This is a genomic window from Streptomyces sp. NPDC015130 (genome assembly GCF_043080005.1).
Lineage (GTDB): Bacteria > Actinomycetota > Actinomycetes > Streptomycetales > Streptomycetaceae > Streptomyces.
On sequence record NZ_JBIBVC010000012.1, the window covers coordinates 197,833 to 223,701 of the forward strand.

At 72.2% G+C, this 25,869-nt stretch carries 21 protein-coding genes; 11 read left to right on the forward strand and 10 right to left on the reverse strand.

Annotated elements, in window-relative coordinates:
• Positions 1-76 precede the first annotated feature (76 nt).
• The 4 genes from ACF08F_RS25100 to ACF08F_RS25115 form a co-directional block, all read right to left on the reverse strand.
• Positions 77-1,339 (reverse strand): esterase/lipase family protein, encoded by a 1,263-nt coding sequence (locus ACF08F_RS25100; protein WP_392300785.1) that lies wholly within the window; start codon positions 1,337-1,339, stop codon positions 77-79.
• A gap of 268 nt (positions 1,340-1,607) precedes the next feature.
• Positions 1,608-2,663, reverse strand: coding sequence for an SGNH/GDSL hydrolase family protein (locus tag ACF08F_RS25105; RefSeq protein WP_392300786.1), 1,056 nt, complete (start codon positions 2,661-2,663; stop codon positions 1,608-1,610).
• A gap of 477 nt (positions 2,664-3,140) precedes the next feature.
• Positions 3,141-3,371, reverse strand: coding sequence for a hypothetical protein (locus tag ACF08F_RS25110; RefSeq protein WP_392300787.1), 231 nt, complete (start codon positions 3,369-3,371; stop codon positions 3,141-3,143).
• Positions 3,368-3,625 carry a hypothetical protein gene (locus ACF08F_RS25115; RefSeq protein ID WP_392300788.1) on the reverse strand — a complete coding sequence of 86 codons (258 nt, stop codon included), beginning with the start codon at positions 3,623-3,625 and terminating at the stop codon, positions 3,368-3,370. The genes ACF08F_RS25110 and ACF08F_RS25115 overlap by 4 nt, the downstream gene beginning before the upstream one ends.
• Positions 3,626-3,734: 109 nt before the next feature.
• On the opposite strand from ACF08F_RS25115, the gene ACF08F_RS25120 reads away from it, so the two are divergent.
• Together ACF08F_RS25120 and ACF08F_RS25125 are read left to right on the forward strand one after the other, a co-directional pair.
• Complete coding sequence (locus ACF08F_RS25120) at positions 3,735-4,556, forward strand: Scr1 family TA system antitoxin-like transcriptional regulator (RefSeq protein ID WP_392300789.1); 822 nt, start codon at positions 3,735-3,737, stop codon at positions 4,554-4,556.
• Positions 4,549-4,743 (forward strand): DUF397 domain-containing protein, encoded by a 195-nt coding sequence (locus ACF08F_RS25125; RefSeq protein WP_392300790.1) that lies wholly within the window; start codon positions 4,549-4,551, stop codon positions 4,741-4,743. The genes ACF08F_RS25120 and ACF08F_RS25125 overlap by 8 nt, the downstream gene beginning before the upstream one ends.
• Before the next feature lie 6 nt (positions 4,744-4,749).
• On the opposite strand, the gene ACF08F_RS25130 is transcribed toward ACF08F_RS25125, so the two are convergent.
• Entirely contained in the window at positions 4,750-5,778 is a 1,029-nt protein-coding gene (locus tag ACF08F_RS25130; protein WP_392300791.1) for a hypothetical protein, read from the reverse strand.
• 225 nt (positions 5,779-6,003) lie between these two features.
• Between ACF08F_RS25130 and hutH the strand changes: the two genes are divergently transcribed.
• On the forward strand, positions 6,004-7,545 hold the full coding sequence (gene hutH / locus ACF08F_RS25135) for a histidine ammonia-lyase (RefSeq protein ID WP_392300823.1): 1,542 nt from the start codon (positions 6,004-6,006) through the stop codon (positions 7,543-7,545).
• Between the two features lie 87 nt (positions 7,546-7,632).
• On the opposite strand, the gene ACF08F_RS25140 is transcribed toward hutH, so the two are convergent.
• The gene (locus tag ACF08F_RS25140; RefSeq protein WP_392300792.1) at positions 7,633-7,908 is read right to left on the reverse strand and encodes a hypothetical protein; all 276 of its coding nucleotides are present in this window, start codon (positions 7,906-7,908) and stop codon (positions 7,633-7,635) included.
• Positions 7,909-8,019: 111 nt separating this feature from the next.
• Here ACF08F_RS25140 and ACF08F_RS25145 point away from each other — a divergent pair, with 111 nt between their 5' ends.
• On the forward strand, positions 8,020-8,346 hold the full coding sequence (locus tag ACF08F_RS25145; RefSeq protein ID WP_392300793.1) for a hypothetical protein: 327 nt from the start codon (positions 8,020-8,022) through the stop codon (positions 8,344-8,346).
• 197 nt (positions 8,347-8,543) lie between these two features.
• The gene (locus ACF08F_RS25150; RefSeq protein ID WP_392300794.1) at positions 8,544-9,812 is read left to right on the forward strand and encodes an Ig-like domain-containing protein; all 1,269 of its coding nucleotides are present in this window, start codon (positions 8,544-8,546) and stop codon (positions 9,810-9,812) included.
• Positions 9,813-9,883: 71 nt separating this feature from the next.
• Here ACF08F_RS25150 and ACF08F_RS25155 read toward each other — a convergent pair whose 3' ends face one another.
• A complete protein-coding gene (locus tag ACF08F_RS25155; RefSeq protein ID WP_392300795.1) occupies positions 9,884-10,750 on the reverse strand; it encodes a helix-turn-helix domain-containing protein in 867 nt (288 codons plus the stop codon).
• A gap of 152 nt (positions 10,751-10,902) precedes the next feature.
• Here ACF08F_RS25155 and ACF08F_RS25160 point away from each other — a divergent pair, with 152 nt between their 5' ends.
• Positions 10,903-11,943 carry an NAD(P)-dependent alcohol dehydrogenase gene (locus ACF08F_RS25160; RefSeq protein ID WP_392300824.1) on the forward strand — a complete coding sequence of 347 codons (1,041 nt, stop codon included), beginning with the start codon at positions 10,903-10,905 and terminating at the stop codon, positions 11,941-11,943.
• 83 nt (positions 11,944-12,026) lie between these two features.
• Here ACF08F_RS25160 and ACF08F_RS25165 read toward each other — a convergent pair whose 3' ends face one another.
• Positions 12,027-14,450 (reverse strand): beta-N-acetylglucosaminidase domain-containing protein, encoded by a 2,424-nt coding sequence (locus ACF08F_RS25165; RefSeq protein WP_392300796.1) that lies wholly within the window; start codon positions 14,448-14,450, stop codon positions 12,027-12,029.
• A gap of 428 nt (positions 14,451-14,878) precedes the next feature.
• On the opposite strand from ACF08F_RS25165, the gene metK reads away from it, so the two are divergent.
• Both metK and ACF08F_RS25175 read left to right on the forward strand, forming a co-directional pair.
• Positions 14,879-16,102, forward strand: coding sequence for a methionine adenosyltransferase (gene metK / locus ACF08F_RS25170; RefSeq protein ID WP_392300797.1), 1,224 nt, complete (start codon positions 14,879-14,881; stop codon positions 16,100-16,102).
• A 1-nt stretch (position 16,103) separates the two neighbouring features.
• Complete coding sequence (locus ACF08F_RS25175; RefSeq protein WP_392300798.1) at positions 16,104-17,087, forward strand: carbohydrate kinase family protein; 984 nt, start codon at positions 16,104-16,106, stop codon at positions 17,085-17,087.
• A 444-nt stretch (positions 17,088-17,531) separates the two neighbouring features.
• Here the strand turns inward: ACF08F_RS25175 and ACF08F_RS25180 are convergent, their stop codons facing one another.
• Both ACF08F_RS25180 and ACF08F_RS25185 read right to left on the reverse strand, forming a co-directional pair.
• Positions 17,532-20,318, reverse strand: a complete 2,787-nt coding sequence (locus ACF08F_RS25180) for an ATP-binding protein (protein WP_392300799.1) — start codon at positions 20,316-20,318, stop codon at positions 17,532-17,534.
• A gap of 133 nt (positions 20,319-20,451) precedes the next feature.
• A complete protein-coding gene (locus ACF08F_RS25185) occupies positions 20,452-21,702 on the reverse strand; it encodes a cytochrome P450 (RefSeq protein WP_392300800.1) in 1,251 nt (416 codons plus the stop codon).
• Between the two features lie 359 nt (positions 21,703-22,061).
• Between ACF08F_RS25185 and ACF08F_RS25190 the strand changes: the two genes are divergently transcribed.
• The 3 genes from ACF08F_RS25190 to rfbA all read left to right on the forward strand — a co-directional run bounded on the left by ACF08F_RS25190 (position 22,062) and on the right by rfbA (position 25,841).
• The gene (locus ACF08F_RS25190; RefSeq protein WP_392300801.1) at positions 22,062-23,312 is read left to right on the forward strand and encodes a dTDP-4-dehydro-6-deoxyglucose aminotransferase; all 1,251 of its coding nucleotides are present in this window, start codon (positions 22,062-22,064) and stop codon (positions 23,310-23,312) included.
• A complete protein-coding gene (gene desII / locus ACF08F_RS25195) occupies positions 23,312-24,769 on the forward strand; it encodes a dTDP-4-amino-4,6-dideoxy-D-glucose ammonia-lyase (RefSeq protein ID WP_392300802.1) in 1,458 nt (485 codons plus the stop codon). The genes ACF08F_RS25190 and desII overlap by 1 nt, the downstream gene beginning before the upstream one ends.
• Positions 24,770-24,962: 193 nt before the next feature.
• Positions 24,963-25,841: a glucose-1-phosphate thymidylyltransferase RfbA gene (gene rfbA / locus ACF08F_RS25200; RefSeq protein WP_392300803.1), complete on the forward strand. Its 879-nt coding sequence runs from the start codon at positions 24,963-24,965 to the stop codon at positions 25,839-25,841.
• Positions 25,842-25,869 lie beyond the last annotated feature (28 nt).

Sequence of the window (25,869 nt, forward strand, 5' to 3'; positions counted from 1 at the left end):
AAGACCGCCCGGACGAGTGACGCGTCGGGGAGGGCGGGCCGGTGGCGGCTCGGCCCGCCCACCCCGGGGCGCAGAATCAGCTGCTGGAGACGATCTCGTTCACGATCCAGGCGCCGAGTTCCTCGGTCATGGTGGTGTGCGGTTCGTTGCGACTGGCGCACACGAAGGCGTCGAGTTCGCTGGCGTCCGGGGTGATCGGCTTGTAGAGCGCCTGCTGGTCGGCGATCTCACCGGCGGCGACGGCGCTGATGCTGGGGATGAAGCAGGACGTGGGGATGCGGTCCTTGTCCACGACGTTGCGCAGACCCAGCATGAGGAGGCCGATCAGGCCGAAGCTGCCGGGGTCGGTGCCGTCCGGCAGCGGCAGGGTGAACAGGCCGCCGGGCGCACCGTCGATCTCGGGCAGCCCGCTCGTGTGGACCGGGAACGGCTCCCCGTCCTTCTTCTGCAGGCGGGCGACGACCTGGTCGCCCTGGGCCTGGGTCTTGAGCCAGGTGTCGGTCAGGGTCAGGCCGTTGCCCCGGACCGCGGTCGCGTCGGGCTGGATGCCGTTGCCGTTGCCGGTGTCCACGCCGTTGGCGACGCCGATCCTGCGGAGATTCCGCGGCCAGCCCCCGAGCTCTTCGAGCTCCCTGAGGAAGGCCACCCGCTCCGCCGCCGGTGCCGGGGTGTCGTCGGCCTTCGCGATGTACCAGCGCGCCATCTGCTTCGCGGCGGGGCTGTTGAGCAGGCCGGAGAAGAGGCGGAGGGAATCCCCGACGACAGGGTCGTCGCTGAAGTTGTCCGCCGCGAAGTGGACGAACGCCTGGAGGGAGACGGGGAGCCAGGCGCCCTGGTGAGGCGAGTCGTACGAGAGGTGGACGGCCGTCTCGTGGTCGGGAAGGGAGGGGTCCTGCTCCATCTTGGCCAGGGCATAACGGGTGACCAGGCCGCCCATGCTGAAGCCGCCCACGACCAGCTTCGCGCGGCCCACCCGCTCGGCGAGGGCGCGGCGAATGCAGTCGATGGCGGTCTCGGCGTTGTCCTTGATCGGCGCCGTCCGGTCGTTGTAGCCGAGGATGATGACGTCCCGGCCGGTGGCGTGGAGTTCGGAGATGAAGCGGTAGTCGCCGTTCTCCTCCAGGCCGTGCCAGAGCGTGTCGAGCTCGCTCGTGCCGTTGGAGAAGCCGTCGGAGAGGATGACGGGCCGGACGAGCTGCCGGCGGTTCAGCGGGCTGTAGTAGACCCAGGCGGTTCCGCCGTTGAGAGGCCACTCATCGTGAGGATCGGGGGCGGTGGGAGTCGCGACGCGGGGCTCGGGGGAGATCGGTCCCCAGATGTCAACGACGGGTGCGGACATGATGAGTTGACTCCTTCGGTCGTGCACGGGTTCGCCGTTCGGCTGACCTCCAACCGACCCTAGGGAGTGAGTGACGGTCACCGACAGTCACGGATACGGGAGTTCACACGAAGGGGGCCACCTTGGCCCAGGTAGGTGTACACACCCGTTAACACCGGCCCGGGCCGCCCGCACGCGGGCCTGTGCGCCGGTCCGTGCGCCGGGCGTACGCGGGGAGGGCTCCCGCCTCGTAGGTGTGAGCCCTCCCGGGGCGACGGCCGTCCGGGCCCTACCGGTTGAGGGCCTCCTCGACCTTGTCGGCCACGTGCTCGGCCTGGAGGTCGCGGCCCTTCTCGTTGGGGTGGGCGTAGAAGGGCAGCTTCTGCTCACCGAGCGCGACCTGGGAGGGCTCCAGCAGGCCGCCGATGCCCCGTTCTGCGCCGGCGCAGGCCGTGTTGGCGCCGGTCTCGGCGTAGAGGTCCACGAAGTCGGCGCCCGCGTCGGCGGCGGCCTTCGCCGTGACGTCGTTCAGGCGCTTCTGGATCCGGTCCAGGAGCGGCAGGGCGTCCTGGGGGATGTCCACGAGCGGCAGTTCCGTCTGGCCGGGTGCGGCGGTCAGGCACGCGGCGGTGTCCTCGGGCACGAGCCGGGGGTAGCCGACCAGGACGCGCCCGGCGTCGGGGGCGAAGTACGCGATGCGGTCGAGCAGTTCCTCCAGGTCCCATTCGACCTGCTCGAACCGGGCGTCCAGCCACTCCTTCCCGTCCCCGGACCCGAAGAACTCGGCGCACTTCGCGGCCGGTTCGTCCTCGTCCACGGGCGTTCCGGGCAGCAGGGCGTTCTCCGGGGCCCGGAGCCTGTCGGAGCACTGCTTGAGGATGCGGGTGAAGCCCAGTGTGTTGCCGCCCAGGCTGCCCACGGCCAGCCGCGTGTCGCCCTTGAGTGCCTCCTGCTGCGCCGGGACCTTCAGGTCGGTGCCGGGGAACGTCTCCTGCTCCTCCCGGAAGTGGCGGACGGTCGCGCCTCCGCAGGAGACGTCCGACTGGAGGGTGAGCGTGACGCCCTTGTCCGCGAGGCGCCGGGTGGCGACGGCGGGGTAGTTCTCGTTCGCCCGGAAGCAGAAGAGCCTGTTGACGTCGTCCTGGTGGAAGGGGGCGATGCCGTAGTTGGAGGTGTACGAGTCGCCGAAGAAGACGGTCGGTACGGGGTCGGCGGGCGCCGCGCCCGCGTGCGCGGCCGGGCCGGCGAGCGCCAGGCAGCCGCCCAGCGCTACGGCGGCGGCGGTCAGTCGTCGTGCCAGGCGGGACTTCTTCGTGTTCCGCGTGGCCGGGGGCATGGGGGACATGGCTGTGCCCTTTCGTCTGAAGCTGGAGGGTGAGCGAGACGTCACTCTCCGCATTCAGGCAGATGTGGAAGGCGATCTTCCAGAGGGCGCGTGCCGCATCGGGGTGTTCTCGGCCAGTTCGTGGCGTGGGGGCCGTCGCGCCTGGTCAGGCGGGGGTCTCCGGGGTGCGGGCAGGGTGTGGTCGCCACTCGAACGGGGTGGGGTCCGTCCCGGGGGTGGTCCCCCGAGCCGTGGGGGCGCCCGGCGACGGGGCGGAGGCGCAGGTGCACGATCGGCCGTGTCGTACGGGTGAGCTGTCGTCGGCATCGTGTGCGGCGCTGCGCGTGGTCCGCTCCGGCCGATCGGCCGGAAGTCGGCCCGGGCCGTCGCCCCGCCGGCAGCCTCGCGCCGAACGGGTCTCCGGCGTCGGCCGGAGACCCGCCCCGCGAGGTGGAGCCGGTGCCTGTTCGGCGGTGGTGTCCCGCTCGCCGGGCCCTCCTACGCGCCGCCGCCGCGCACCGGCGCCGACGTGCTGATGACCCGCACCGCCCCCCGCGGCGTCAGGCTCGCCCGCTCCTCGGGGCTCGCGAGCCAACACTGGTCGACCGCCGCCTCCCAGAGGTAGCCGCTCGGGCGGACCAGCGTCAGCGACGTCCCCTGCACCCCCAGCACCTGCCCCGTCAGCGCCCGCTGCGCGTCGATCACCACGTCCCCCACGCGGTACCTCACGGGGTGCGCCGGGCGGTGGTGGTGGCGGTGGCGGTACGGAGGAGGGCGGTGAGCCGCTGAGCGCCGCCCAGGCCGACGGTCCCGAGCCCGTACCGGTGGACGTCCCCGCCCGGGCCGCCGTGCGTCACGTCTCGGTAGAGGCCGTCGGTGGGAAGCCCGGCGGAGTCCATCGCGGCCTTCAGCTCCCGGTAGACCCGCGCCGCCTCCGGCTCGGTGACGGGGCGGGTGGGGGGTGTGGGTGTGGGGGTGCGCATGGGCCGCTCACTTTCTGATGGATCTCCACCGGACGCCCTCCACGATGGCGTGACCGCCCCTACGCTTTCCAGGAGTTGGGTTCCCATGCACAGGTGAGGAACGGGGCATATGCCAGGAGCGCAGGATCTGGATCCCGGGGACAGCATCGAGCAGTACCTCGGGAACATGGTGCGCGAGGCGCGGCTGACGCTGGGGCGTGAGTGGACGCAGGCGTACGTGGCGAAGCAGGTCTTCAGCAGCGGCACCCGGCTGTCCGAGATCGAGCGCGGTGAGGATCCCCCGGACCGGGACCTGGCGAAGAAGCTGGAGATCGTCCTGCGCCTTCAGCCCGGCTCTCTGGTGAACCTCGTGAAGATCCTCACCGACCAGAACGTGCGCGACTACGCGAAGACGTACATGCGGCGGCAGCTCGAAGCCACCGCCATACACGAGTTCTCGATCGTCGTGCCGGGCCTGCTCCAGACCGCCGGCTACGCCCGAGCGGCGATGGAGGCGGGTCTCGCGGGCGACTCGGGGCAGATCGGCGGCTTCGTCGGCAGGCGACTGGAGCGGCAGGCCGTCCTCGACCAGCCGGACCCGCCCTGGATGATGATCGTCCTCGACGAGGCGGCCCTGCGCCGCGACATGGGTGGCGGGCAGGTGATGCGGGAGCAGATCGAGCACCTTCTCGCGATGTGCGACCGCCCCAACGTGAACATCCAGGTGCTCCCCATGAAGGGGACTCCGGTGGCCGGATCGGTCGCGCTGCTCACGCTTCCGAAGGGGGAGCGCGGGGCGTACACGGAGGGGTTCAGCACCGGCAACTACACCGAAGAACCAGCCGAGGTGATGCGTTTCCAGCGTGTCTATGATCTCTTGCAGCAGGGTGCGTTGGGCGTCCGGGCGTCCCTGGAACTGATGCGCGCGATCGCGAAGGAACACGATGACTGAGACTTCCCCGAACTGGCACAAGAGCACGTACAGCGGCAACGACAACGACGCCTGCGTCGAGGTCGCCGACAACCTCCCCCGCGTCCTCGTCCGTGACAGCAAGGACCGCGACCGGGGCGAACTCGTCGTCGGTCCCGCCGCCTGGGGCGCCTTCACCGCGTCCGTGCGCGCGGCCTCCGTCGGCTGACGTCTACTACTGCACGCTCCAGCGCGGTGCGTGGTCCGGGTTCGTCGGGCAGCCGAAGACGTTCAGCCGGCCGTGGTTGCCCACGACGACCCCGGTCGGTACGGCGTGCGGGTACGGGCGCAGGCCCCGCTCCTCGATCGGGGTCCAGCTCTCGTAGCCGCCGCCCCACTCCGACGTACCGACCGTCAGCAGCAGGCGCATCGGCGTCGCGCAGCTCCCGCAGTCCATCGCGTACGGATCCGTCACGTGCCAGGACGCGTATCCGCCGACCTGCCAGCCCGGCGGGATCGACAGGTCGAACTGGTACGAGACCGCGTCGTCCTCGTCCGCTTCCGCCGCCTCCTCCTCAAGTTCCTCCTCCCACGCCTCGATCCGCTCGCACAGGTCCTCGGGCAGCAGCCCCGCGAACGGGTACGTGACGACCTGTTCCGGGTGCAGCTCGCAGGGGGTGGGGACGTACCCCTCGTAGCCGACGAGCTGCGGTTGCGGCGGTGACGTGAGGACGTCCGCCACGTCCACCTCCGCCGACCTGCGCCACCGCACCTGGAGGTGCATGCCATGGCCCGTCGGGGCGTGCGCGTCGAAGGGGCACCAGAAGACCTGGAGCAGGTCGGCGCCGTCCGGGCCCGGCGGGAGGTCCGGGACGTCCCGCGCGTACAGCTGCGCGAGGGCGAGCAGGGGCAGCGGATCGGTGTCGGCCACCTCCGGCGCCCGGTGCTCGCGGCGCAGCTCCTCCACGCGGTGCCGTTCCTCGTCCGTCAGGCCCTCGTACGGGTTCCGCGCCCACGCCTCGGCCATCAGCTCGCGCTCCGCGCGGACGTCCGCCGGACGCCGCCCCCGTCCCCGGCCGTGCGGCTCCGTGCACACCGGCCACGCTTCGTCCGCCGGCCACAGCATCGGTCCGCCGACCGAGCTCGCCGACACGTCGGGCCGGCCCGGGCGCGGGTGGAGGCGGGTGGTCGTGCCCCGGTGGGCGGCGAGTTCCGGGAAGAGCGCCTCGACGTCGAGTGGGCGGGGCGGGGTGGTTCGCTGCATGGGGAGGACCCTAGGTCCTGTCGTGCACGCCGCCAGCCGCCCCTCCGGCGCCCCCTCCGGCGCCGCATCCTGCGCCGCTGACGGCTCCGCGCGGCAGACTGGAAGCCCACCAGTGATCACCGACTCGGCAGTCGTCGGTCGGTAAGGGGCCGTCCCCTGGCGAGCCGGTGACAAAATCACCTAGTGACAGGTCGGTCTTCAGTCCGTAGGGTGCTGAATATGGATATGCAGACAGTCGTCCTCGGCACGTCCGGCACGACCCCGCAGGATGTCATCGACGTCGCCCGCCACGGCGCCCGCGTCGAGCTGTCGACCGAGGCCGTGCGCGCCCTCTCCGCCGCCCGGGACGTGATCGACGCCCTCGCCGCCAAGCCCGAACCCGTCTACGGCGTCTCCACCGGCTTCGGCGCGCTCGCCACCCGGCACATCAGCCACGAGCTCCGTGCCCAGCTCCAGCGCAACATCGTCCGCTCGCACGCCGCCGGCATGGGCCCGCGCGTCGAGCGCGAGGTCGTGCGCGCGCTGATGTTCCTCCGGCTCAAGACCGTCGCCTCCGGTCACACCGGCGTCCGCCCCGAGGTCGCGCAGACCATGGCCGACGTCCTCAACGCCGGCATCACCCCCGTCGTCCACGAGTACGGCTCCCTCGGCTGCTCCGGCGACCTCGCGCCGCTCTCCCACTGCGCCCTCGCTCTCATGGGCGAAGGGGACGCCGAGGGCCCCGACGGTGAGCTGCGGCCCGCCGGCGAGCTGCTCGCCGCGCACGGCATCGCGCCCGTCGAGCTCAAGGAGAAGGAGGGCCTCGCCCTCCTCAACGGCACCGACGGCATGCTCGGCATGCTGGTCATGGCCCTCGCCGACCTCGACACCCTCTACAAGTCGGCCGACATCACCGCCGCGCTCTCCCTCGAAGCCCTCCTCGGCACCGAGAAGGTCCTGGAGCCGGAGCTGCACGCCATCCGCCCGCACCCCGGCCAGGCCGCCTCCGCCGCCAACATGCTGGCCGTGCTCAAGGGCTCGGGACTGACGGGGCACGCCCTCGCCGGTGAGGCGCCCCGCGTCCAGGACGCCTACTCGGTGCGCTGCGCCCCGCAGGTCGCCGGCGCCGGCCGCGACACCATGGCCCACGCCCTGCTCGTCGCCGAGCGCGAGCTCGCCGCCGCCGTCGACAACCCGGTCGTCCTCGCCGACGGCCGCGTCGCCTCCAACGGCAACTTCCACGGCGCCCCCGTCGCGTACGTCCTCGACTTCCTCGCGATCGCCGCCGCCGACCTCGGCTCGATCGCCGAGCGCCGCACCGACCGGCTCCTCGACAAGAACCGCTCGCACGGCCTGCCGCCGTTCCTCGCCGAGGACGCCGGTGTCGACTCGGGCCTGATGATCGCCCAGTACACGCAGGCCGCCCTGGTCAGCGAGATGAAGCGGCTCGCCGTCCCGGCCTCCGCCGACTCCATCCCGTCCTCCGCCATGCAGGAGGACCACGTCTCCATGGGCTGGTCCGCCGCCCGCAAGCTGCGCACCGCGATCGGCAACCTGAACCGGATCATCGCGGTCGAGCTGTACGCCGCGACCCGGGGCATCGAGCTCCGCGAGGGCCTCACCCCGGCGCCCGCCTCCCAGGCCGCCATCGAGGCGCTGCGCGCCGCCGGTGTCGAGGGCCCCGGCCCGGACCGCTTCCTCGCGCCCGACCTGGCCGCCGCCGACGCCTTCGTCGCCGAGGGGAAGCTCGTCGCCGCCGTCGAGCCCGTCACCGGGACGCTGGCCTAGGGCGGCAGTAGTCGCCCACGCACGCCGAAGGCCCGTCCGGACGTCCGGACGGGCCTTCGGCGTACGCGCTCAGTGCTGGGGGACGGATCAGTAGACCCGGCCCCCCTGTCTCATCGCCAGGGCCACGAAGGCCGCGCCGACCCCCAGGAACCCCGTCCCGCCGATCAGGTACGGCGTCGTGTCCGGGTTTCCGGTCTCCGCGAGCCGCGCGTCGTCCGCGGCCGGGTCCTCGTGGACGATCCCGATCCCGACCTGTACCCCGTCCTGCTCGTCGGTGGCGTTGGCGGACGGTACGAACCACAGGGCGCACAGCAGAGTTCCCGCCGCGGTGGCGGTGAGAAGTGGGCGTCGGGCGGCGGACACGGAAATTTCGATCCCCCTTGCGGAAACCGCGACATCGGTCGGTCCTGAGATGCTAATGAACACAGCGGGTCGCGGGAAAGCCGGGAGCCCGCTGACCCTACGCTCCGACGCATGAGTACTTCCGAGACACCGCGCTTCGTCCGCCTTCGTGTCGATCTGGTCCTGGAGATCGACGGTCCCGCCGAGCTGATCGAGGCCGCCGAGAGCCGGATCGACGGCGACGAGTTCATGCCCGAGGAGGAGCGTGTCCAGGCCCGCGCCGCCGCCCGCGAGGACGGCGCCGAGGCCCTCGCCTACCTCGTCGAGCCCCTCGACCTGATCCGGGGCGTCCCCGGGATCGAGATGGTCCAGGCCTCCTGGAGCACCGAGGAGGTCGAGTACGACCCCGACTCCCTGGAGTGGGACCTGGACGAGGAAGATGGGGAGGACACCGACTAGGGGCCACCCGGCTCGCAGGCCTCGGGACGGTGTCCCGGGGCCTTTCTCGTGGGCAAGGGGAACCGCACGTACCACTCGTGCGTGTCGAACAGTGGTGTTCCCCACAAACCGACCGGTTCCGGAACCGGACGGGGTGTCATGGGTATTTACGTAAGCGTTGGCAAGCGCTGCTGGGCGTTGGCCAGGAACCGGCGACGATGGAGATGCGTGTGATGACGGACGGCAAGCGCCGCAAGAGCCTGGCGGTCGCGGCCGCGGTGCTCGGCGGCGTGTTGGTGCTCTCGGCGTGCAACGACGACAACGGCGGCAGCGCCTCCGGGTCCGCGACGCCACCGTCCCAGTCCCAGGTCGACGAGGCGGCCGAGGCGGCCAAGACCTCCAAGGCGCAGATCACCATCGCGCCCAAGACCGGCACGCAGAACGCGTCGATCAACAACGACGCCAAGGTCACCGTCACCGAGGGCAAGCTCACGGACGTCAGCATGACCTCCGCCGAGGGCACCGAGGTCAAGGGCGAGATAGCGGCCGACGGGCTGAGCTGGAAGCCGACCGAGCAGCTGGAGCGGGCCACGGTCTACAAGATCGCCGCCACCGCCGTGGACGCGGCCGGCCTGGAGGCCCACGAGAACTCGTCCTTCACGACGGTCTCGAAGGCCAACAGCTTCATCGGCAACTTCACCCCCGAGGACGGCTCGACCGTCGGCGTCGGCATGCCCGTCTCGATCAACTTCAACAAGGCGATCACCGACAAGGCGGCCGTCCAGGGCGGCATCACCGTCACCTCCAGCACCGGCCAGGAGGTCGTCGGGCACTGGTTCAACGCCCAGCGCCTCGACTTCCGCCCCGACAAGTACTGGACCGAGGGTTCCACGGTCACGCTGAAGCTCGACCTCGACGGCGTCGAGGGTGCCGAGGGCGTCTTCGGCGTCCAGCAGAAGACCGTCACCTTCAAGATCGGCCGCAACCAGGTCTCCACCGTCGACGTCGCCACCAAGACCATGACGGTCACCCAGGACGGCAAGACGATCAAGACGATCCCGATCTCCGCCGGCTCCCCGGAGAACCCGACCTACAACGGTCAGATGGTGATCTCCGAGAAGTTCAAGGAGACCCGGATGAACGGCGCGACCGTCGGCTTCACCGACGACGACGGCAAGGGCGAGTACGACATCAAGGACGTGCCGCACGCCATGCGCCTGTCCACCTCCGGCACCTTCATCCACGGCAACTACTGGGGCCCGGACTCGATCTTCGGCTCCGCCAACACCAGCCACGGCTGTGTCGGCCTCAACGACGTCAAGGGCGCCGGCGACCCGAACCAGCAGGCCGCCTGGCTCTACGACAACTCCATCGTCGGTGACGTCGTGATCGTCAAGAACTCCAAGGACAAGACGATCGCCCCCGACAACGGCCTCAACGGCTGGAACATGAGCTGGGCCGACTGGAAGGCCGGCTCGGCCGCCTGATCCCCCTCGTGCGCACCGAAGAGGCCCCCTCCTGACGGAGGGGGCCTCTTCGTCCACCAGGGGCCTCTTCGTCACTCCCGTACGGGAGCGGGCTCGTCCACGCCCCACTGGGCGAGCAGCCGCAGCGCGTCCGCCGAGGCCGTCCCCGGCTCCGCGTGGTACGTCACGAGCACCAGGTCCGGATCGTCGCCCGCCACCTTCATCGACTCGTACAGCAGGGTCATCTCGCCCACCAGCGGATGCCGCAGCCGCTTCGTCCCGTGCCCCTTGTCGGCCACCGTGTGCGCCGCCCACAGCGAGCGGAACTCCTCGCTCTTCACCGACAGCTCGCCCACCAGCGCGAGCAGCTGCGGATCGTCCGGGTAGCAGCCCGCGTACAGCCGGAGCACGCTCACGACCTCGGTCGCCTTGCACTCCCAGTCGATGTACAGGTCGCGCGCGTTCGGGTCGAGGAAGATCAGCCGGGCCATGTTCCGCTCCTCCGGCTCCCAGGCCGCGAAGTCGCCCAGCAGTGCCCGCGCCATCCGGTTCCAGGCCAGGATGTCGAGGCGCCGGCCCACGAGGGCGGCGGGCACCCCGTCCATCGAGTCGAGGAGGTGGAGGAGCCCCGGACGGACCCGCTGCGGACGCGCGATCGCCGCCCGCTGCCGCTTCTTCACCGTGGGCTTCGCCAGGTGCGTCAGATGCGCCCGCTCCGTGTCGCTCAGCCGCAGCGCCCTCGCGATCGAGTCCAGGACCTCCATGGACACGTTGCGGCCGTTGCCCTGTTCGAGGCGCGTGTAGTACGCGACGGAGACACCGGCCAGCTGCGCGAGCTCCTCCCTGCGCAGCCCCGGCACCCGCCGATGGCGCCCGAACTCCGGCAGCCCCACGTCCTCCGGCTTCAGCCGGGCCCGGCGCGAGCGCAGGAATTCGCTGAGTTCGGCACTGAGATCCATGCGTCCCGATTATCCCAGGTCGTACGACCCGGCGGACGGATGTTCCTGTCCCTGCCAGTGGTAGGCACGCTGGTCGTAGGCAGAACAGGTGGCTGGGTGGGATCCGGGGCCTTCGGCAGGCTGGGGCCATGACCACGAACGCGACCACCAGCGTGACCACCGTCCCCGCCTACGCCGCCCCCGCCGCCGACGCCCCGCTGGAGCGCACCACCGTGCCGCGCCGGGCCGTCGGTGAGCACGACGTCCTCATCGAGATCAAGTACGCCGGCATCTGCCACTCCGACATCCACCAGGCGCGCAACGGCTGGGGCGAGGGCATCTTCCCGATGGTCCCCGGCCACGAGATCGCCGGCATCGTCGCGGAGGTCGGCCCCGGGGTCACCAGGCACAAGGTCGGCGACCGGGTCGGCGTCGGCTGCTTCGTCGACTCCTGCCGTACGTGCGCGTACTGCGAGCAGGGTCTTGAGCAGTACTGCACGGGCGGCACGACCGCCACCTACAACGGGCTCGACAAGGCAGGCGAGCCCACCTACGGCGGCTACTCCACCCACGTCGTCGTCGACGAGAACTACACCCTGCGCATCCCCGAGGGCATCGGCCTCGACGAGGCCGCGCCGCTGCTCTGCGCCGGCATCACCCTCTACTCGCCGCTCGCCCACTGGCAGGCCGGCCCCGGCAAGAAGGTCGCCATCGTCGGCCTCGGCGGCCTCGGGCACATGGGCGTCAAGATCGCCCACGCGCTCGGCGCCGAGGTGACCGTGCTCAGCCAGTCGCTGAAGAAGCAGGAGGACGGCCTCAAGCTGGGCGCCGACCACTTCTACGCGACGAGCGACCCGGCGACCTTCACGGAGCTCGCCGGCCACTTCGACCTGATCATCTCCACCGTCTCCGCGCCGCTGGACTTCGGCGCCTACCTGAGCCTGGTGAAGACGGACGGCGCCCTGGTCAACGTCGGCGCGCCCGAGGAGCCCGTCTCGCTCAACCTCTTCTCCCTCATCGGCGGCCGCAAGACCCTCGCCGGGTCGATGATCGGCGGCATCGCCGAGACGCAGGAGATGCTCGACTTCTGCGCCGCGCACGGGCTCGGCGCCGAGATCGAGGTGATCGGCGCGGACGAGATCAACGAGGCGTACGAGCGGGTCATCGCGAGCGACGTCCGCTACCGCTTCGTCATCGACACGTCGACGATCTGATCCGGGATGCAGGAGAGGGCGTAGGAGGGGGCCGGGGCGTGCCGCCGCCCCGGCCCCTTCGTCGTGACGACCGTGTGCGGTCGTCAGCTCACGCGGAACTCCCGCACGGTCAGCCACGTGTCCAGACCGATCTGCGCCTCGGTGGTCCGCAGCCTGACGTACCGCGCCGTGGTTCCGGCCGGGGCGGTCAGGGCGGTGTCGGGGCCGCCCGACAGCTCGCCGAGCGGCTGCCAGTTCGTCCCGTCGAGGGAGTGCTCCACCACGCCGCGGCGGGGGTAGCCCTGCGGCCGGTCGGTCGCGCCGAGCGCCAGCTCGACCTTGCCGACCGTCCGCTCGGCCCGCAGGTCGAGGCCGACGTACGCACCGGGCTTCGGGTCCCAGAGGCCGCGGAAGTGCGTCGAGTCGTCGCCGTCGACGGCGCGCGGGATCAGGTTCTCCTGGTCCGCCTCCAGGTTGGTGAAGGCCTTCGGGCGGGGGGTGACGCCGAGGGACACGTCGTGCTCGGCGATCGCGTCGAGCACGAAGGCGTCCAGGACGCCGTCCGCGACGATGACCGGGATCTTCAGCCCGTACAGGTGGGTGTACGTGAACGACCGGGCGTGCGCGACCTGGCCGGGGAGGAGCGCGCGCAGCCGCGCGGCCCCGGCGGTGTCGCCCTCGCGCACGGCGCCGGTCAGGGCGAGCGCGGTGCGGGCGGCGGTGCCCCAGGCCTCGGCGGAGTTCAGCCAGGGGCCGGTCTGCTCGACGAAGCGGCGGTCGGGCAGGTCGGCGCGGAGGACCGCCGGGGCCTTCTCGAACGCGGCGAACTTCGCGTCCAGGACGGCGGCGGCGGTCCGGTCGCCGGCGGCCGCCTTGCGGAAGCGGTCGACGGCGGCGGCGAGTTCGGGGGACTGGCGGCCGGTCATCCGGGAGAAGAAGCTGCCGTCGGCGAAGGTCCGCAGCGCCTGCCGGACGCGCCGGTCACCACCCGCGCGCTCCGCGAGCGCGGCGGTCCAGGCCGTGCCCGGGTCGTAGGCGCGGTCGTTCCAGAGGTACTCGGCGACCGTGTACAGCCCGATCTTGGAGGCGTCGGCCTGCGGCATCGGGTTCGCGGTGTACCCGGCGAGGTCCCCCGGGAGGCCCTTCTCGCGGCCCTCCAGCGGGCCGAGCATCAGCCGGCCGGGGACGTAGTCGTTGACCGGGAAGTTGTCCCAGAGCAGCACGTCGTGGCCGAAGAGCCGCCGGGCCTCGGCGGCCTGGGCACGGGTGACGGCCGGGGCGATGCCCGCGGTGCCGGTCCACTGGACGAGGACCCCGTCGGCCAGCTTCTCCTCAAGGACCTTCTTGTACGGGGTCGCTTCGAGGTCGTAGTACTCCGTCGGCACCGTCTGGAGCGGGGCGGCGTCCGGGTGCGCGGTGCGCAGGCCCTCGTTCACCCGGTTCACGAACAGCGCCTGGGCCTCGCCCGCGGCGGCGCCGCCGGTGCCGAACCGCTCCTTGTCGGCCTCGCAGTTCCACGTCGTGTAGTTGATGTCGTCGAGCGGCACGGAGAACGACCGGACGCCGATGTCCCAGACGCTCTCCAGCTTGGCGACCAGCGCCTGGGCCTCCTCGGGCGCGCTGTAGCAGACGGAGAGCCCGGGGGAGACGGCGTACGTGAGGTCGACGTGCCGGGCACGGGCCCGGTCGGACAGCTCCCGGATACGGGCCACCTCGGCCGCCGGGTAGGGCTCGCGCCACTTGGCCCGGAGGTACGGGTCGTCCTTCGGCGAGTAGATGTACGTGTCGAGCTTGTGCTCGCCGTAGTAGTCGAGCTGGTCGAGGCGGGTCGCGTGGGTCCACGGCGTGTCGTAGAAGCCCTCGACGACACCGCGCGCGGCGGCGGCGGGCCAGTCCCGCACGGTCACGCCCTGGAGGCGGGCCCCGGAGAGGGTCGTGCGCGGCAGCAGCTGGCGCAGCGACTGGGCGGCGTAGTAGGTGCCCCGGGCGTCGACTCCGGAGAGCACGATCCGCTCCGTGCCGTCGGCGGAGCGGCCCGCGGCGAGGACGTATCCGTCGGCGGGCAGGCCGGCCGGGCCGGGCACGCCGAGGGCTGTCAGGGCCCCGGCGGATGCCGGGTTCTCCGAGGGGCCTCCGACGTGGACGGCCAGTTGGCCGCGGACGGGGGCGGAAGCCTTCTGGAGGGTGCGGGCGCCCGCGTCGCGCAGGGCCTTCTCGACGACCTGGAGGGCGGCCGGGTCGGTCCGCGGGTCGGTCACCAGCGTCACGGTCGGGGTGACGGTGACGGCGTCGGCCCGCTGGGCGAACTGCTGCGGGGCGGGCGTGACGGCGGAGGTGGTGGTGGTGGCGTTCGCGGTGTGTGCGGTGTGTGCGGTGTGTGCGGTGTCCGTGGCGGCCGGGGCGGTGTCCGTCGGGGCCGCGCTCGCCGGCTGGGCCAGGGGCAGCCCCAGGGCCAGGGCCAGCGCGGCGGTGGCGGCGATCCGGGGCGGGGTGCGTCCGGGGTCGCCGGTGGTGCGGGTCGAGCGCATGCGGGTGCTCTCCACGGGTCGCGCGCGGCCGTGCCGCGCCGGTGTCGGTCAGGAGCGAGTAGGGCAGGAGCAGAAGCAGGAGCAGGAGCAGGAGCGGGTCGAGCCCGAGGTTTTCGGGCACGAACGGCTCGGGCAGGAGCGAGTCGGGCCCGAGCGTTTCGGGCACGAGCAACTGGGACCACATCAGCCCTATGGGCACCCGTCAACGCCCCTAGGTAGGGGGGTGGGCGCGCGGCCGTCCGTCGTGCGCTCCCCGTGCGCCAATAGGGGGTGGGGCAGGGGGATTTGCCGCCCCCTTCAGGGGGCAGGTGGACTGGCGGTGTCAGGAGCGGGCCGGTTTCAATGTGATCCGGTTCGGCCGTCTGCCGGCCGGTCCGCTTCCGGTCCGTCATATGTAGTCAGCAGCCGCTGCAACCCCAGGGAGCGTTGTGTCCCGTCGTCTGTTCACCTCGGAATCTGTCACCGAGGGTCACCCGGACAAGATCGCTGACCAGATCAGCGACACCATCCTCGACGCACTGCTGCGAGAGGACCCCACCTCGCGGGTCGCCGTCGAGACGCTGATCACCACCGGCCTGGTCCACGTGGCCGGCGAGGTGACGACCAAGGCCTGGGCGGACATCCCCGCCCTCGTCCGGGGCAAGATCCTGGAGATCGGTTACGACTCCTCGAAGAAGGGCTTCGACGGCGCCTCCTGCGGCGTGTCGGTGTCCATCGGGTCGCAGTCCCCGGACATCGCCCAGGGCGTCGACGCCGCCTACGAGTCGCGCGTCGAGGGTGCCTCCCGACGGGACGAGGGGGACGAGCTCGACAAGCAGGGCGCCGGCGACCAGGGCCTGATGTTCGGCTACGCCTCCGACGAGACGCCCGAGCTGATGCCGCTGCCGATCTTCCTCGCGCACCGCCTCTCGCGCCGCCTCACCGAGGTCCGCAAGAACGGGACCATCCCGTACCTCCGTCCCGACGGCAAGACCCAGGTCACCATCGAGTACGACGGCGACAGGGCGGTGCGTCTCGACACGGTCGTGGTGTCCTCGCAGCACGCCTCCGACATCGACCTGGACTCGCTGCTCGCCCCCGACGTGCGGAAGTTCGTCGTCGAGCACGTGCTCGCGCAGCTCGTCGAGGAGGGCATCAAGCTCGACACCGACGGCTACCGGCTCCTGGTCAACCCGACCGGCCGCTTCGAGATCGGCGGCCCGATGGGCGACGCCGGCCTCACCGGCCGGAAGATCATCATCGACACGTACGGCGGCATGGCCCGTCACGGCGGCGGTGCCTTCTCGGGCAAGGACCCGTCGAAGGTCGACCGCTCGGCCGCGTACGCGATGCGCTGGGTCGCGAAGAACGTCGTCGCCGCCGGTCTCGCCCGCCGCTGCGAGGTCCAGGTCGCGTACGCGATCGGCAAGGCCGAGCCCGTCGGCCTCTTCGTCGAGACCTTCGGCACGCACACGGTCGACACCGAGAAGATCGAGAACGCGATCGGCGAGGTCTTCGACCTCCGCCCGGCCGCGATCATCCGCGACCTCGACCTGCTCCGTCCGATCTACTCGCAGACCGCCGCCTACGGCCACTTCGGCCGCGAGCTGCCGGACTTCACCTGGGAGCGTACCGACCGCGTGGACGCCCTGAAGAAGGCCGCGGGTCTCTGAGATGCGCATAGCCGTCACCGGGTCGATCGCCACCGACCACCTGATGACCTTCCCGGGCCGCTTCGCCGAGCAGATCCTCCCGGACCAGCTCGCGCACGTGTCCCTGTCGTTCCTCGTCGACACCCTGGACATCCGGCACGGCGGCGTCGCCGCCAACATCGCGTACGGCCTCGGCCTGCTCGGCCGCCGGCCCGTCCTCGTCGGCGCAGTCGGCAAGGACTTCGACGGGTACGGTCAGCTGCTCCGCGCCGCGGGCGTCGACACCGGCTCGGTGCGGGTCTCGGAGCGCCGGCACACCGCCCGCTTCATGTGCACCACCGACGAGGACGGCAACCAGCTCGCCTCGTTCTACGCGGGCGCGATGGCCGAGGCGCGCGACATCGACCTGGGCGAGACGGTCGGCCGGCCCGGTGGGCTCGACCTCGTCCTCGTCGGCGCGGACGACCCCGAGGCGATGGTCCGGCACACGCGGGCCTGCCGCGAGCTGGGCATCCGCCGCGCCGCGGACCCCTCGCAGCAGCTCGCGCGACTGGAGGGCGACAGCGTCCGGGAGCTCGTCGACGGGGCCGAGCTGCTGTTCACGAACGCCTACGAGCGGGCGCTGCTGCTCAGCAAGACCGGCTGGACCGAGGCGGAGGTGCTCGCCCGGGTCGGGACGTGGATCACCACGCTCGGCGCGAAGGGCTGCCGCATCGACACGGCCGACGGGCCCGGGATCGAGAGCGCGGCCGTCCCCGCCACGGACGCCGCCGACCCCACCGGGGGCGGCGACGCCTTCCGCGCGGGCTTCCTCGCGGCGCTGGCCTCCGGCCTGGAGGCCGTCGACGCGGCCCGCGCCGGTGCCGTCATGGCCACCTTCGCCCTGGAGTCGGTCGGACCGCAGTCCTACGAGGTCACACGGGACGGGGTGCACGAGCGGCTCGTCGCCACGTACGGCCCCGAGGCCGCGGTGATCGCCCCCGCCCTCTTCGGCGGGGCCCTGTGACGGAGCCGACGCGGGCGGGCCGGACGACGGAGTCCGGCCCGCCCGTCGCGCCGGGTCCCGGGAGCCCGTACGACGGGTCCGGGACCGCCAGGGAGTAGAAGCTGCGGGGGCGGTGCGGGGATCGCGTCCACCGGACGCTCGCGGCCGGCACGGCCGCGGCCGGGGGCGACGACAACGTCCTCCCGCCGATGAAGGAGGCCCTGGCCGCCGGAGCCACCGCCGTCGAGGTCTGCACCGCGCTCCGCGAGGCCTGGGACACGCCCCTGCCGGCCGCACCCTGCCGGGCGCCCCGCTCGGCACGGCCTGATCCCGGCGACACCACCGGCCCGGGACGTCCCGCCCTCCCGGGACGTCCCGCCCTCCCGGGCTCCCGTCGTACGTCCTCGGGCGCCCGGCGGCCCGGGCCGCCGGGCGGCCGACCGCCGCCCGGCGGCCCGGGGTGTCCTACGCCGTGACGGACTTGTCCTGGGCCAGGCTGACCGGGAGGTCCGCTCGGCGGGTGACGTTCAGTTTGCGGTAGACGCGCGTCAGGTGCTGCTCCACCGTGCTCGCGGTGACGCAGAGCCGGCGCGCTATCTGGCGGTTCGTCAGACCCCGGGCGGCGAGGGCCGCGACACGTCGCTCGGCCTCCGAGAGCAGGCCGACGTCCGGGCCGCCCGGCAGTTCCAGCTCCGGGCTGACCGCCTTCGCCCGGCGACCGCCGCGGCCCGGCACGATCTCCTCGGCCAGCGGGTACGCGCCGCAGGCCCACGCCATGTCGCCGGCGAGCCGCGCCGTCATCCGCGCCCGGTAGTTGTCCCCCTGGGCCTGCTGGTGGCGGCTCATCCCGGCGAGCGCGCGGGCGTGTTCGAGGCGGTCCCCGCTGTCGTGCAGCATGTCGACGGCCTCGGCGTGCAGCCGCTCCGCCTGCTGCCCGTCCGCCGCGGCGGCCAGGACCCGCAGGGTGAGGCCCCGCGTGCGGGACCGCCCGGGCCGCACCAGGGCGAGCTGCGCCTCGGCCAGCGCCCGGGCCTTCTGCCGGTTGCCGAGCCGCAGGTACACCTCGGCGGCCGAGGTCCGCCAGGGCACGATCGACGGCTGGTCGAGGCCCCAGCTGCCCAGGATCTCCCCGCACAGCATGAACTCGCCCAGCGCCGCGTGCAGCCGTCCCGTCGCCAGCCAGTACCGGCCCCGGGCGTGCATGTACTCCATGCCGTGCCGCGAGTCGAACATCGCGTCCGGCACCGGCTGCCGCAGGACCCGCTCCGCCTGCTCGTACTCCCCGGCCTCCGTGCACGCCAGGAGCAGCGCGGAGAGCGGCATGCCCACGGCGAGGCCCCAGCTCTCCGGAGCCGCGTGGGAGAGCGCCAGCTCGGCCCGCTCCCGCGCCGTCGGGAGGTCCCCGCAGCGGATCGCGATCATCGCCCGGGTCGCGGCGAAGACCGCCTCCCAGCCGAGGGACCGCCGCTCCACGGCCTCGGCGAGCAGCGCGTCCGACCAGAACAGCGCCCGGTCGAGCCGGTCGGCGTGGACGAGGACCAGGAGGGCGGTCTCCAGTGCCTCGTACGTCTCCTCCGACAGCCGGCAGCCCTGCAGGATCTGCTCGGCCTGCGCCACCGACGCGTTGTCCGGGCCTCGCTGGAAGACGCCGGCCTGGGCCTGGAGGGCCGTCGTGCGGGGCGCGAGCCGCACCGGGACGGGGCCCCGCTCCGGCTCGGCCGCCGGCGGCAGGGCCTCCAGGAGCGGCGGGCACAGCGCCGCCAGCCACATGCGGGTGAGCGCCATCTCCAGGTTCTCGCTGTCGGAGCAGGGCCGCAGCCGGGACAGCGCGTCGGCGGCCTCGGGCAGCCGCCCGTACCAGACGAGGCAGCGGATCAGCGCCATGACCGGGTGGCTGGGCTGCAGTTCACCGCTGAGGAGCCGGTCGAAGAGCGCGAGTGCCCGGGTCGTCATGTGCGGGTTCATCCGCCAGGAGGCGGCGACCAGGTGCGGGGCGAGGCGGGCCAGCTGGGTGTTGTCGGTGCTGGACCGCACGGCGAACTCGAGGATCCGGAAGGCGTCGTCGAGGCGGTCGTCGAACAGGGCCTGCTGCGCGCCCCGTTCGAGCAGGGGCAGCGCCCAGGGGGCGTCGGGGGCGCCGCCGACCAGCAGGTGCCGGGCCACGGTGTCCTCGTCGGCGCCGTCCCGGTGCAGCTGCTCCGCGGCGCGCCGGTGCAGCTCGGTGCGTTCCCCGGGCGGCAGGTCCTGGAGGGCGGCCTCGCGTATCGCGGGCTGTCCGAGGGTGCCGTCCTCGTCGAGGAGGCCGATGGCGGCGAGTTCCTGGATGTGGCGCTCGACGGCGGCGACGGTCGTGCCGGTGAGCTTCTCCACGAGCAGCGGGTCGGACTGTTCGAGGACGGCGAGCCAGCGGGCGGTCTCCAGGGTGCCCTCGGCGCTGCGGTACAGGCAGTCGAGGACGGCCTGGGCGAAGGCGTCGCCGTGCACGGGATCGTCGCCGCCGGCGGCGCCGAGGGTGGTGTGGGCGGCCTGCCGGTCCTGGGTCAGCGCCCGGAGGAGCAGCGGGTTCCCGCCGGTCGTCGCGTGGTACGCCGGAGCCCGCCGCTCGGCCGCCTCGGGGCCGTAGTAGTGGGCGAGGAACTGCCGTACCCCGCTGGGAGGAAGCCCGGAGAGCCACATGTTGCGGCAGTGCGGCTGGCGGAGGAGCTCGGCCCGGAACACGCGGTACCCGGCGCGCTGCGAGGCGCGTTCGGTCATGACGAAGCCGATGCCGCCCTGCTCGTGGTGGGCGGCGCAGTACAGGAGGAACCTCAGGGACGCGGTGTCGGCGTGGGTCAGGTCGTCGACGGCGACGAGGAAGGGGGTGCGGCGGGAGACGGAGCGCAGCCAGTCGTGCAGCCGGTGCGTCTCCTCGACGCGGAGGGGTGCGTCGGCGGGGGAGGTGAGGTTGCCGGCGCGGCGCGAGGCGGCGTCCATGAGGTCGCGGACGGTGGACGTGTCGGCGCCGTGTTGTTCGGCGCTGCGGAGTAACTGACAGAGGACGCCCAGCGGGACGTCGCGGTCGCCCGGCAGTGCGCGGACCGACCAGACGGGCGTCTCCCGTTCCGCGGCCAGGCGCCGGAGCGACCGCAGCAGCTCCGTCTTCCCGCTGCCGGCCGGTCCGGAGACGAGTAACAGCGTCCCGTCACCTGCGGCGGATGCGTCAAGAACGGCCCTGAGGTGGGCTATCTCCCCGTCGCGTTCCACCAGATTCATCGCGGAAGTCCCCCCTCGTCCGGGCGCCGAACCCTTCGTCGTCCGGCAATCACTCTAACCACGTCTTGTTACGGCGAGGGGGGACCGGACCGGGGGCTGTTCGCCAAGAAGTAGTAATGGGTGATCCGCTGGTTCACCCTGTACGTCGACCGGCTTCCCGCCCTCGTCGCCAGCGGACCGGAAGCGCCCTGAGGCCGCGGATCATCGGGTTCGGGTACCAGACGAGCTCGCCGGGCGAGGCGTCCAGAGCGAGGTCAGGGCAGCGCTCCAGGAGGGCGCGGACGGCGATCCGCGCCTCCATCCGGGCCAGGGGGGCGCCGATGCAGAAGTGGATGCCGTGCCCGAAGGCCAGGTGGCCGCCGGTGTCGCGGCGGATGTCGAAGCGGTGCGGGTCCGGGAAGCGCTCCGGGGTGCGGTGGGCGTCGGCCAGCACGACGAGGACCGTCTCGCCGGCCGGGATCACGGTGCCGCCCAGGTCGACGTCCTCGACCGGGAAGCGGTAGGTCGCGGACTCCACGGGGCCCTCGTAGCGCAACATTTCCTCCACGGCGCCGTCCAAGAGCGTCATGTCGGCCCGCAGCGCGGCCAGCTGGTCGGGGTGCGAGAGCAGCGCGTGCATGCCGTTCCCGATCAGGTTGACCGTGGTCTCGTGCCCCGCGACCAGCAGGATGTGCGCCATGCCGAGCAGCTCCTCGGAGGTCAGCCGGGAGCCGTCCTCGTCGCTGGTCCGCACGAGCGCGCCGAGCAGGTCCTCGTCGTCCTGCCCGCGCTTGGAGTCGATGAGCGCGGAGAGGTAGGCGCTCATCTCGGCCATGGCGACCTGCGCCTGCGCGGGATCGTCGGGGAAGACGAAGGCGTCGGTCCAGACGCGGAACGCGGCGCGGTCCGGCTCGGGCACGCCGAGGAGTTCGGAGATCACGGTCACGGGCAGCGGCCAGGCCAGCGACTCCATCAGGTCGGCGCGGCCCTCGGGCGCCGCCAGCATGGCGTCCATGAGCCCGTCGACGATCGCCTGGACGCGCGGCCGCAGCAACTCGACCCGCCGCATGGTGAACTCACGGGCCACCAGCTTCCGCAGCCGGGTGTGACGCGGCGGGTCGGACTCCAGCATGTTGTGGCTCAGCGCCTCCTCGGCCTCGGTCGGGGGAGTCGCGGAGTTGTTCCAGTCCTTGCTGAACCGGGGGTCGGCGAGGACCGAGCGCACCATGTCGTAGCCGAGGACCAGCCACACCTCCTCCCCCTCGGGGGTGCGCACCCGGTGGGCCGGACCCTCGGCACGCAGTCTCGCGTACGTCGGATACGGATCGGCCGCGAAGTCCTGCCCCAGGGCCGCCAGGTCGAGCACGGGGCGAGAAGCGGTCGTTCCCTCAAGGGTGCGGTTCACGAAGAACTCCATACCGGGCCGGAAGCGGAACGGAAACGGGAAGAGGAACGGGACTCGCCGCACGCACTCTTCCGCGGAGCACGCCCCGGCCCTCCCGGCGGCTCCGCTGATTCCCGGATCTTGTCAAGCATCATCACATTAGGGCCGCCGATGGAATACCTCGGAGGCGGATGTGATCCGAAGCACATACACAGCGAACGGTGTGGTCTTGTCGGTCCGTTCCGCGCGGATTAGAGTCCCCCCGAAATCGACCACCACAATCGACCATCTCGTCGTACGTCACGGTGGAGCGCGGCGACCTCGTTCGGGATTCCCGGATCGGCGAAACATTTCGTGACGGTGGCCCGGAGGGAACATCCGTGAAAAGCGCCTTATCCGACCTCGCATTCTTCGGCGGCCCCGCCGCTTTCGACCAGCCGCTCCTCGTGGGACGGCCCAACCGCATCGACCGCGCCAGGCTCTACGAGCGCCTCGACCGGGCCCTCGACGGCCAGTGGCTGTCCAACGGCGGCCCCCTCGTCCGCGAGTTCGAGGAGCGCGTCGCCGGCCTCGCCGGGGTCCGGCACGCCGTGGCCACCTGCAACGCCACCGCCGGGCTCCAGCTCCTCGCCCACGCCGAAGGCCTCACCGGCGAAGTGGTCATGCCGTCGATGACCTTCGCCGCCACCCCGCACGCGATGCGCTGGATCGGCCTCACCCCGGTCTTCGCCGACATCGACCCGGACACCGGCAACCTCGACCCGGACCGGGTGGCCGCCGCCGTCACCCCCCGCACCTCGGCCGTCCTCGGCGTCCACCTCTGGGGCCGCCCCTGCGCCGCCGACCAGCTGCGGAAGGTCGCCGACGAGCACGGCCTGCGGCTCTACTTCGACGCCGCCCACGCCCTCGGCTGCGCGGTCGACGGCCGGCCCGCCGGCAGCCTCGGAGACGCCGAGGTCTTCAGCTTCCACGCCACCAAGGCCGTCAACGCCTTCGAGGGCGGCGCCGTCGTCACCGACGACGCCGCCCTCGCCGCCCGCCTCCGCGCCCTCCACAACTTCGGCTTCGACCTCCCCGGCGGCAGCCCCGCCGGCGGAACCAACGCCAAGATGAGCGAGGCCGCCGCCGCCATGGGCCTCACCTCCCTCGACGCGTTCCCCCAGGTCATCGAACGGAACCGGCACAACCACGCCACCTACCGCGCCCACCTCGCGGACATCCCCGGCCTCCTCGTCGCCGACCACGACCGCCACGGCGTCAACAACCACCAGTACGTGATCGTCGAGATCGACGAGGCCGTCACCGGCATCCACCGCGACCTCGTGATGGAGGTCCTGAAGGCCGAGGGCGTCCACACCCGCGCCTACTTCTCGCCGGGCTGCCACCAGCTGGAGCCGTACCGCGGCCGGCCGCACGCCCCGCTGCCGCACACCGAACGCCTCGCCGAACGCGTGCTGTCCCTGCCCACCGGCACCGCCGTCGGAGACGAGGACATCCGCCGCGTCGCCGGCCTGCTGCGCCTCTGCGCGACCCGCGGCCACGAACTCACCGCGCGGCACCGCGACACGGCCCCCGCGCCCCTCGCGGCCCCCCAGACATCCACGCCCACGCCCACGATTGGACGCTCCTGATGACCGCCCCTGCCCCCGCCGCCACCGCCCCGGCCGAACGCTGCGCGCACCCCGGAGCCGATCTGGGGGCGGCGGTCCACGCCGTCGGACAGACCCTCGCCGCCGGCGGTCTCGTCCCGCACGACGAGGCCGGAAGCACCGCCCGCCACCTCGTCCGGCTCGCCGTGCGCTACGGCAACAGCCCCTTCACCCCCCTCGAAGAGGCCCGCCACGAACTCGGCGTCGACCGGGACGCCTTCCGGCGCCTCCTCGCCCTGTTCCCGCAGGTCCCGGAGCTCCGCGCCGCCGTGGAGGGCGGCCCCGCGGGGGCGTACTGGAAGAACACCCTGCTCCCGCTCGAACAGCGCGGCGTCTTCGACTCCGCCCTCGCCGGCAAACCCGTCTTCCCGTACAGCGTCGGCCTCTACCCCGGCCCGACCTGCATGTTCCGCTGCCACTTCTGCGTCCGCGTCACCGGCGCCCGCTACGACCCGTCCGCCCTCGAAGCCGGCAACGAGATGTTCCGCTCGGTCATCGACGAGATACCCGCGGGCAACCCCTTCGCCCTGTACTTCTCCGGCGGCCTGGAGCCCCTGACCAACCCCGGCCTGGGCACCCTGGCCGCCCACGCCACCGCACACGGCCTGCGGCCCACCGTCTACACGAACTCCTTCGCGCTCACCGAGCGCACCCTGGAGCGCCAGCCCGGCCTGTGGGGCCTGCACGCCATCCGCACCTCGCTCTACGGCCTCAACGACGCGGAGTACGAGCAGACCACCGGGAAGAAGGCCTCCTTCGGCCGCGTCCGCGAGAACCTGCGCCGCTTCCAGCACCTCCGCGCCGAACGCGAGTCGCCGATCAACCTCGGCTTCGCCTACATCGTGCTCCCGGGCCGCGCCAACCGCCTGCTCGACCTGGTCGACTTCATCGCCGACCTCAACGAGTCCGGGCAGGGCCGCACCATCGACTTCGTCAACATCCGCGAGGACTACAGCGGCCGCGACGACGGCAAGCTGCCCGCGGAGGAGCGCGCCGAGCTCACCGAGGCCCTCGCCGCCTTCGAGGCCCGCGTCCACGAGCGCACCCCCGGCCTCCACATCGACTACGGCTACGCCCTGAACAGCCTGAAGGCCGGGGCCGACGCCGAACTGCTGCGCATCAAGCCCGCCACCATGCGGCCCACCGCGCACCCGCAGGTCTCGGTGCAGGTCGACCTCCTCGGCGACGTGTACCTGTACCGCGAGGCCGGCTTCCCCGACCTGGCCGGCGCGACCCGGTACATCGCCGGGCGCGTCACCCCCGAGACCTCCCTCACCGAGGTCGTCCGCGACTTCGTCGAGCGCGGCGGCCAGGTGTCGGCCCACGACGGCGACGAGTACTTCATGGACGGCTTCGACCAGGTCGTCACCGCCCGCCTGAACCAGCTGGAGCGGGACGTCGCCGACGGCTGGGAGGAGGTCCGCGGCTTCCTCCGCTGACCCGCACCCGCACACCCCTACGCTCCCCCCACGGGACCCCCCACCCAAGGGCCCGGCCGTCCGGCCGGGCCCTCGGTGTTTTCCCGCCCCACCCCCGAAGGGGTCTCAGCACTCCCCCTGCGCAGCCCCTAGCGCCCCCCTAACCCAGCCCCGCCGACCGTTATCACCGGCGCCCTCCTGCTAGTTTCCGGGAATGAAGGGAATAGTCCTGGCCGGCGGGAGCGGAACTCGGCTGCATCCGGCGACCTCGGTCATTTCGAAGCAGATTCTTCCGGTCTACAACAAACCGATGATCTACTATCCGCTGTCGGTTCTCATGCTCGGCGGTATTCGCGAGATACAAATCATCTCCACCCCCCAGCACATCGAACTCTTCCAGTCGCTGCTCGGAAACGGCAGCCATCTGGGAATAGAACTCGACTATGCGGTCCAGAAAGAGCCCGCGGGAATCGCGGACGCTCTTCTCGTCGGCGCCGAACACATCGGCGACGACACCTGCGCCCTGATCCTGGGCGACAACATCTTCCACGGGCCCGGCCTCTACACGCTCCTGCGGGACAGCATCGCGCGCCTCGACGGCTGCGTCCTCTTCGGCTACCCCGTCAAGGACCCCGAGCGGTACGGCGTCGCCGAGGTGGACTCCGCGGGCCGGCTGACCGGCCTCGTCGAGAAGCCGGAGAAGCCGCGCTCCAACCTCGCCGTCACCGGCCTCTACCTCTACGACAACGACGTGGTCGACATCGCCAAGAACATCCGGCCCTCACCGCGCGGCGAGCTGGAGATCACCGACGTCAACCGCGTCTACCTGGAGCGGGGCCGGGCCGAACTCGTCGACCTCGGCCGCGGCTTCGCCTGGCTGGACACCGGCACCCACGACTCGCTCCTGCGGGCCGCCCAGTACGTCCAGGTCCTGGAGGAGCGGCAGGGCGTCTGGATCGCGGGCCTGGAGGAGATCGCCTTCCGCATGGGCTTCATCGACGCCGGGGCCTGTCACAGCCTGGGGGAACGCCTCTCCCGCACCGAGTACGGCACCTATCTGATGGAGATCGCCGGCCGCGAGGGAGCCCCGTGAGGGCACCTCGCGGCCGCAGCGTTCCTCC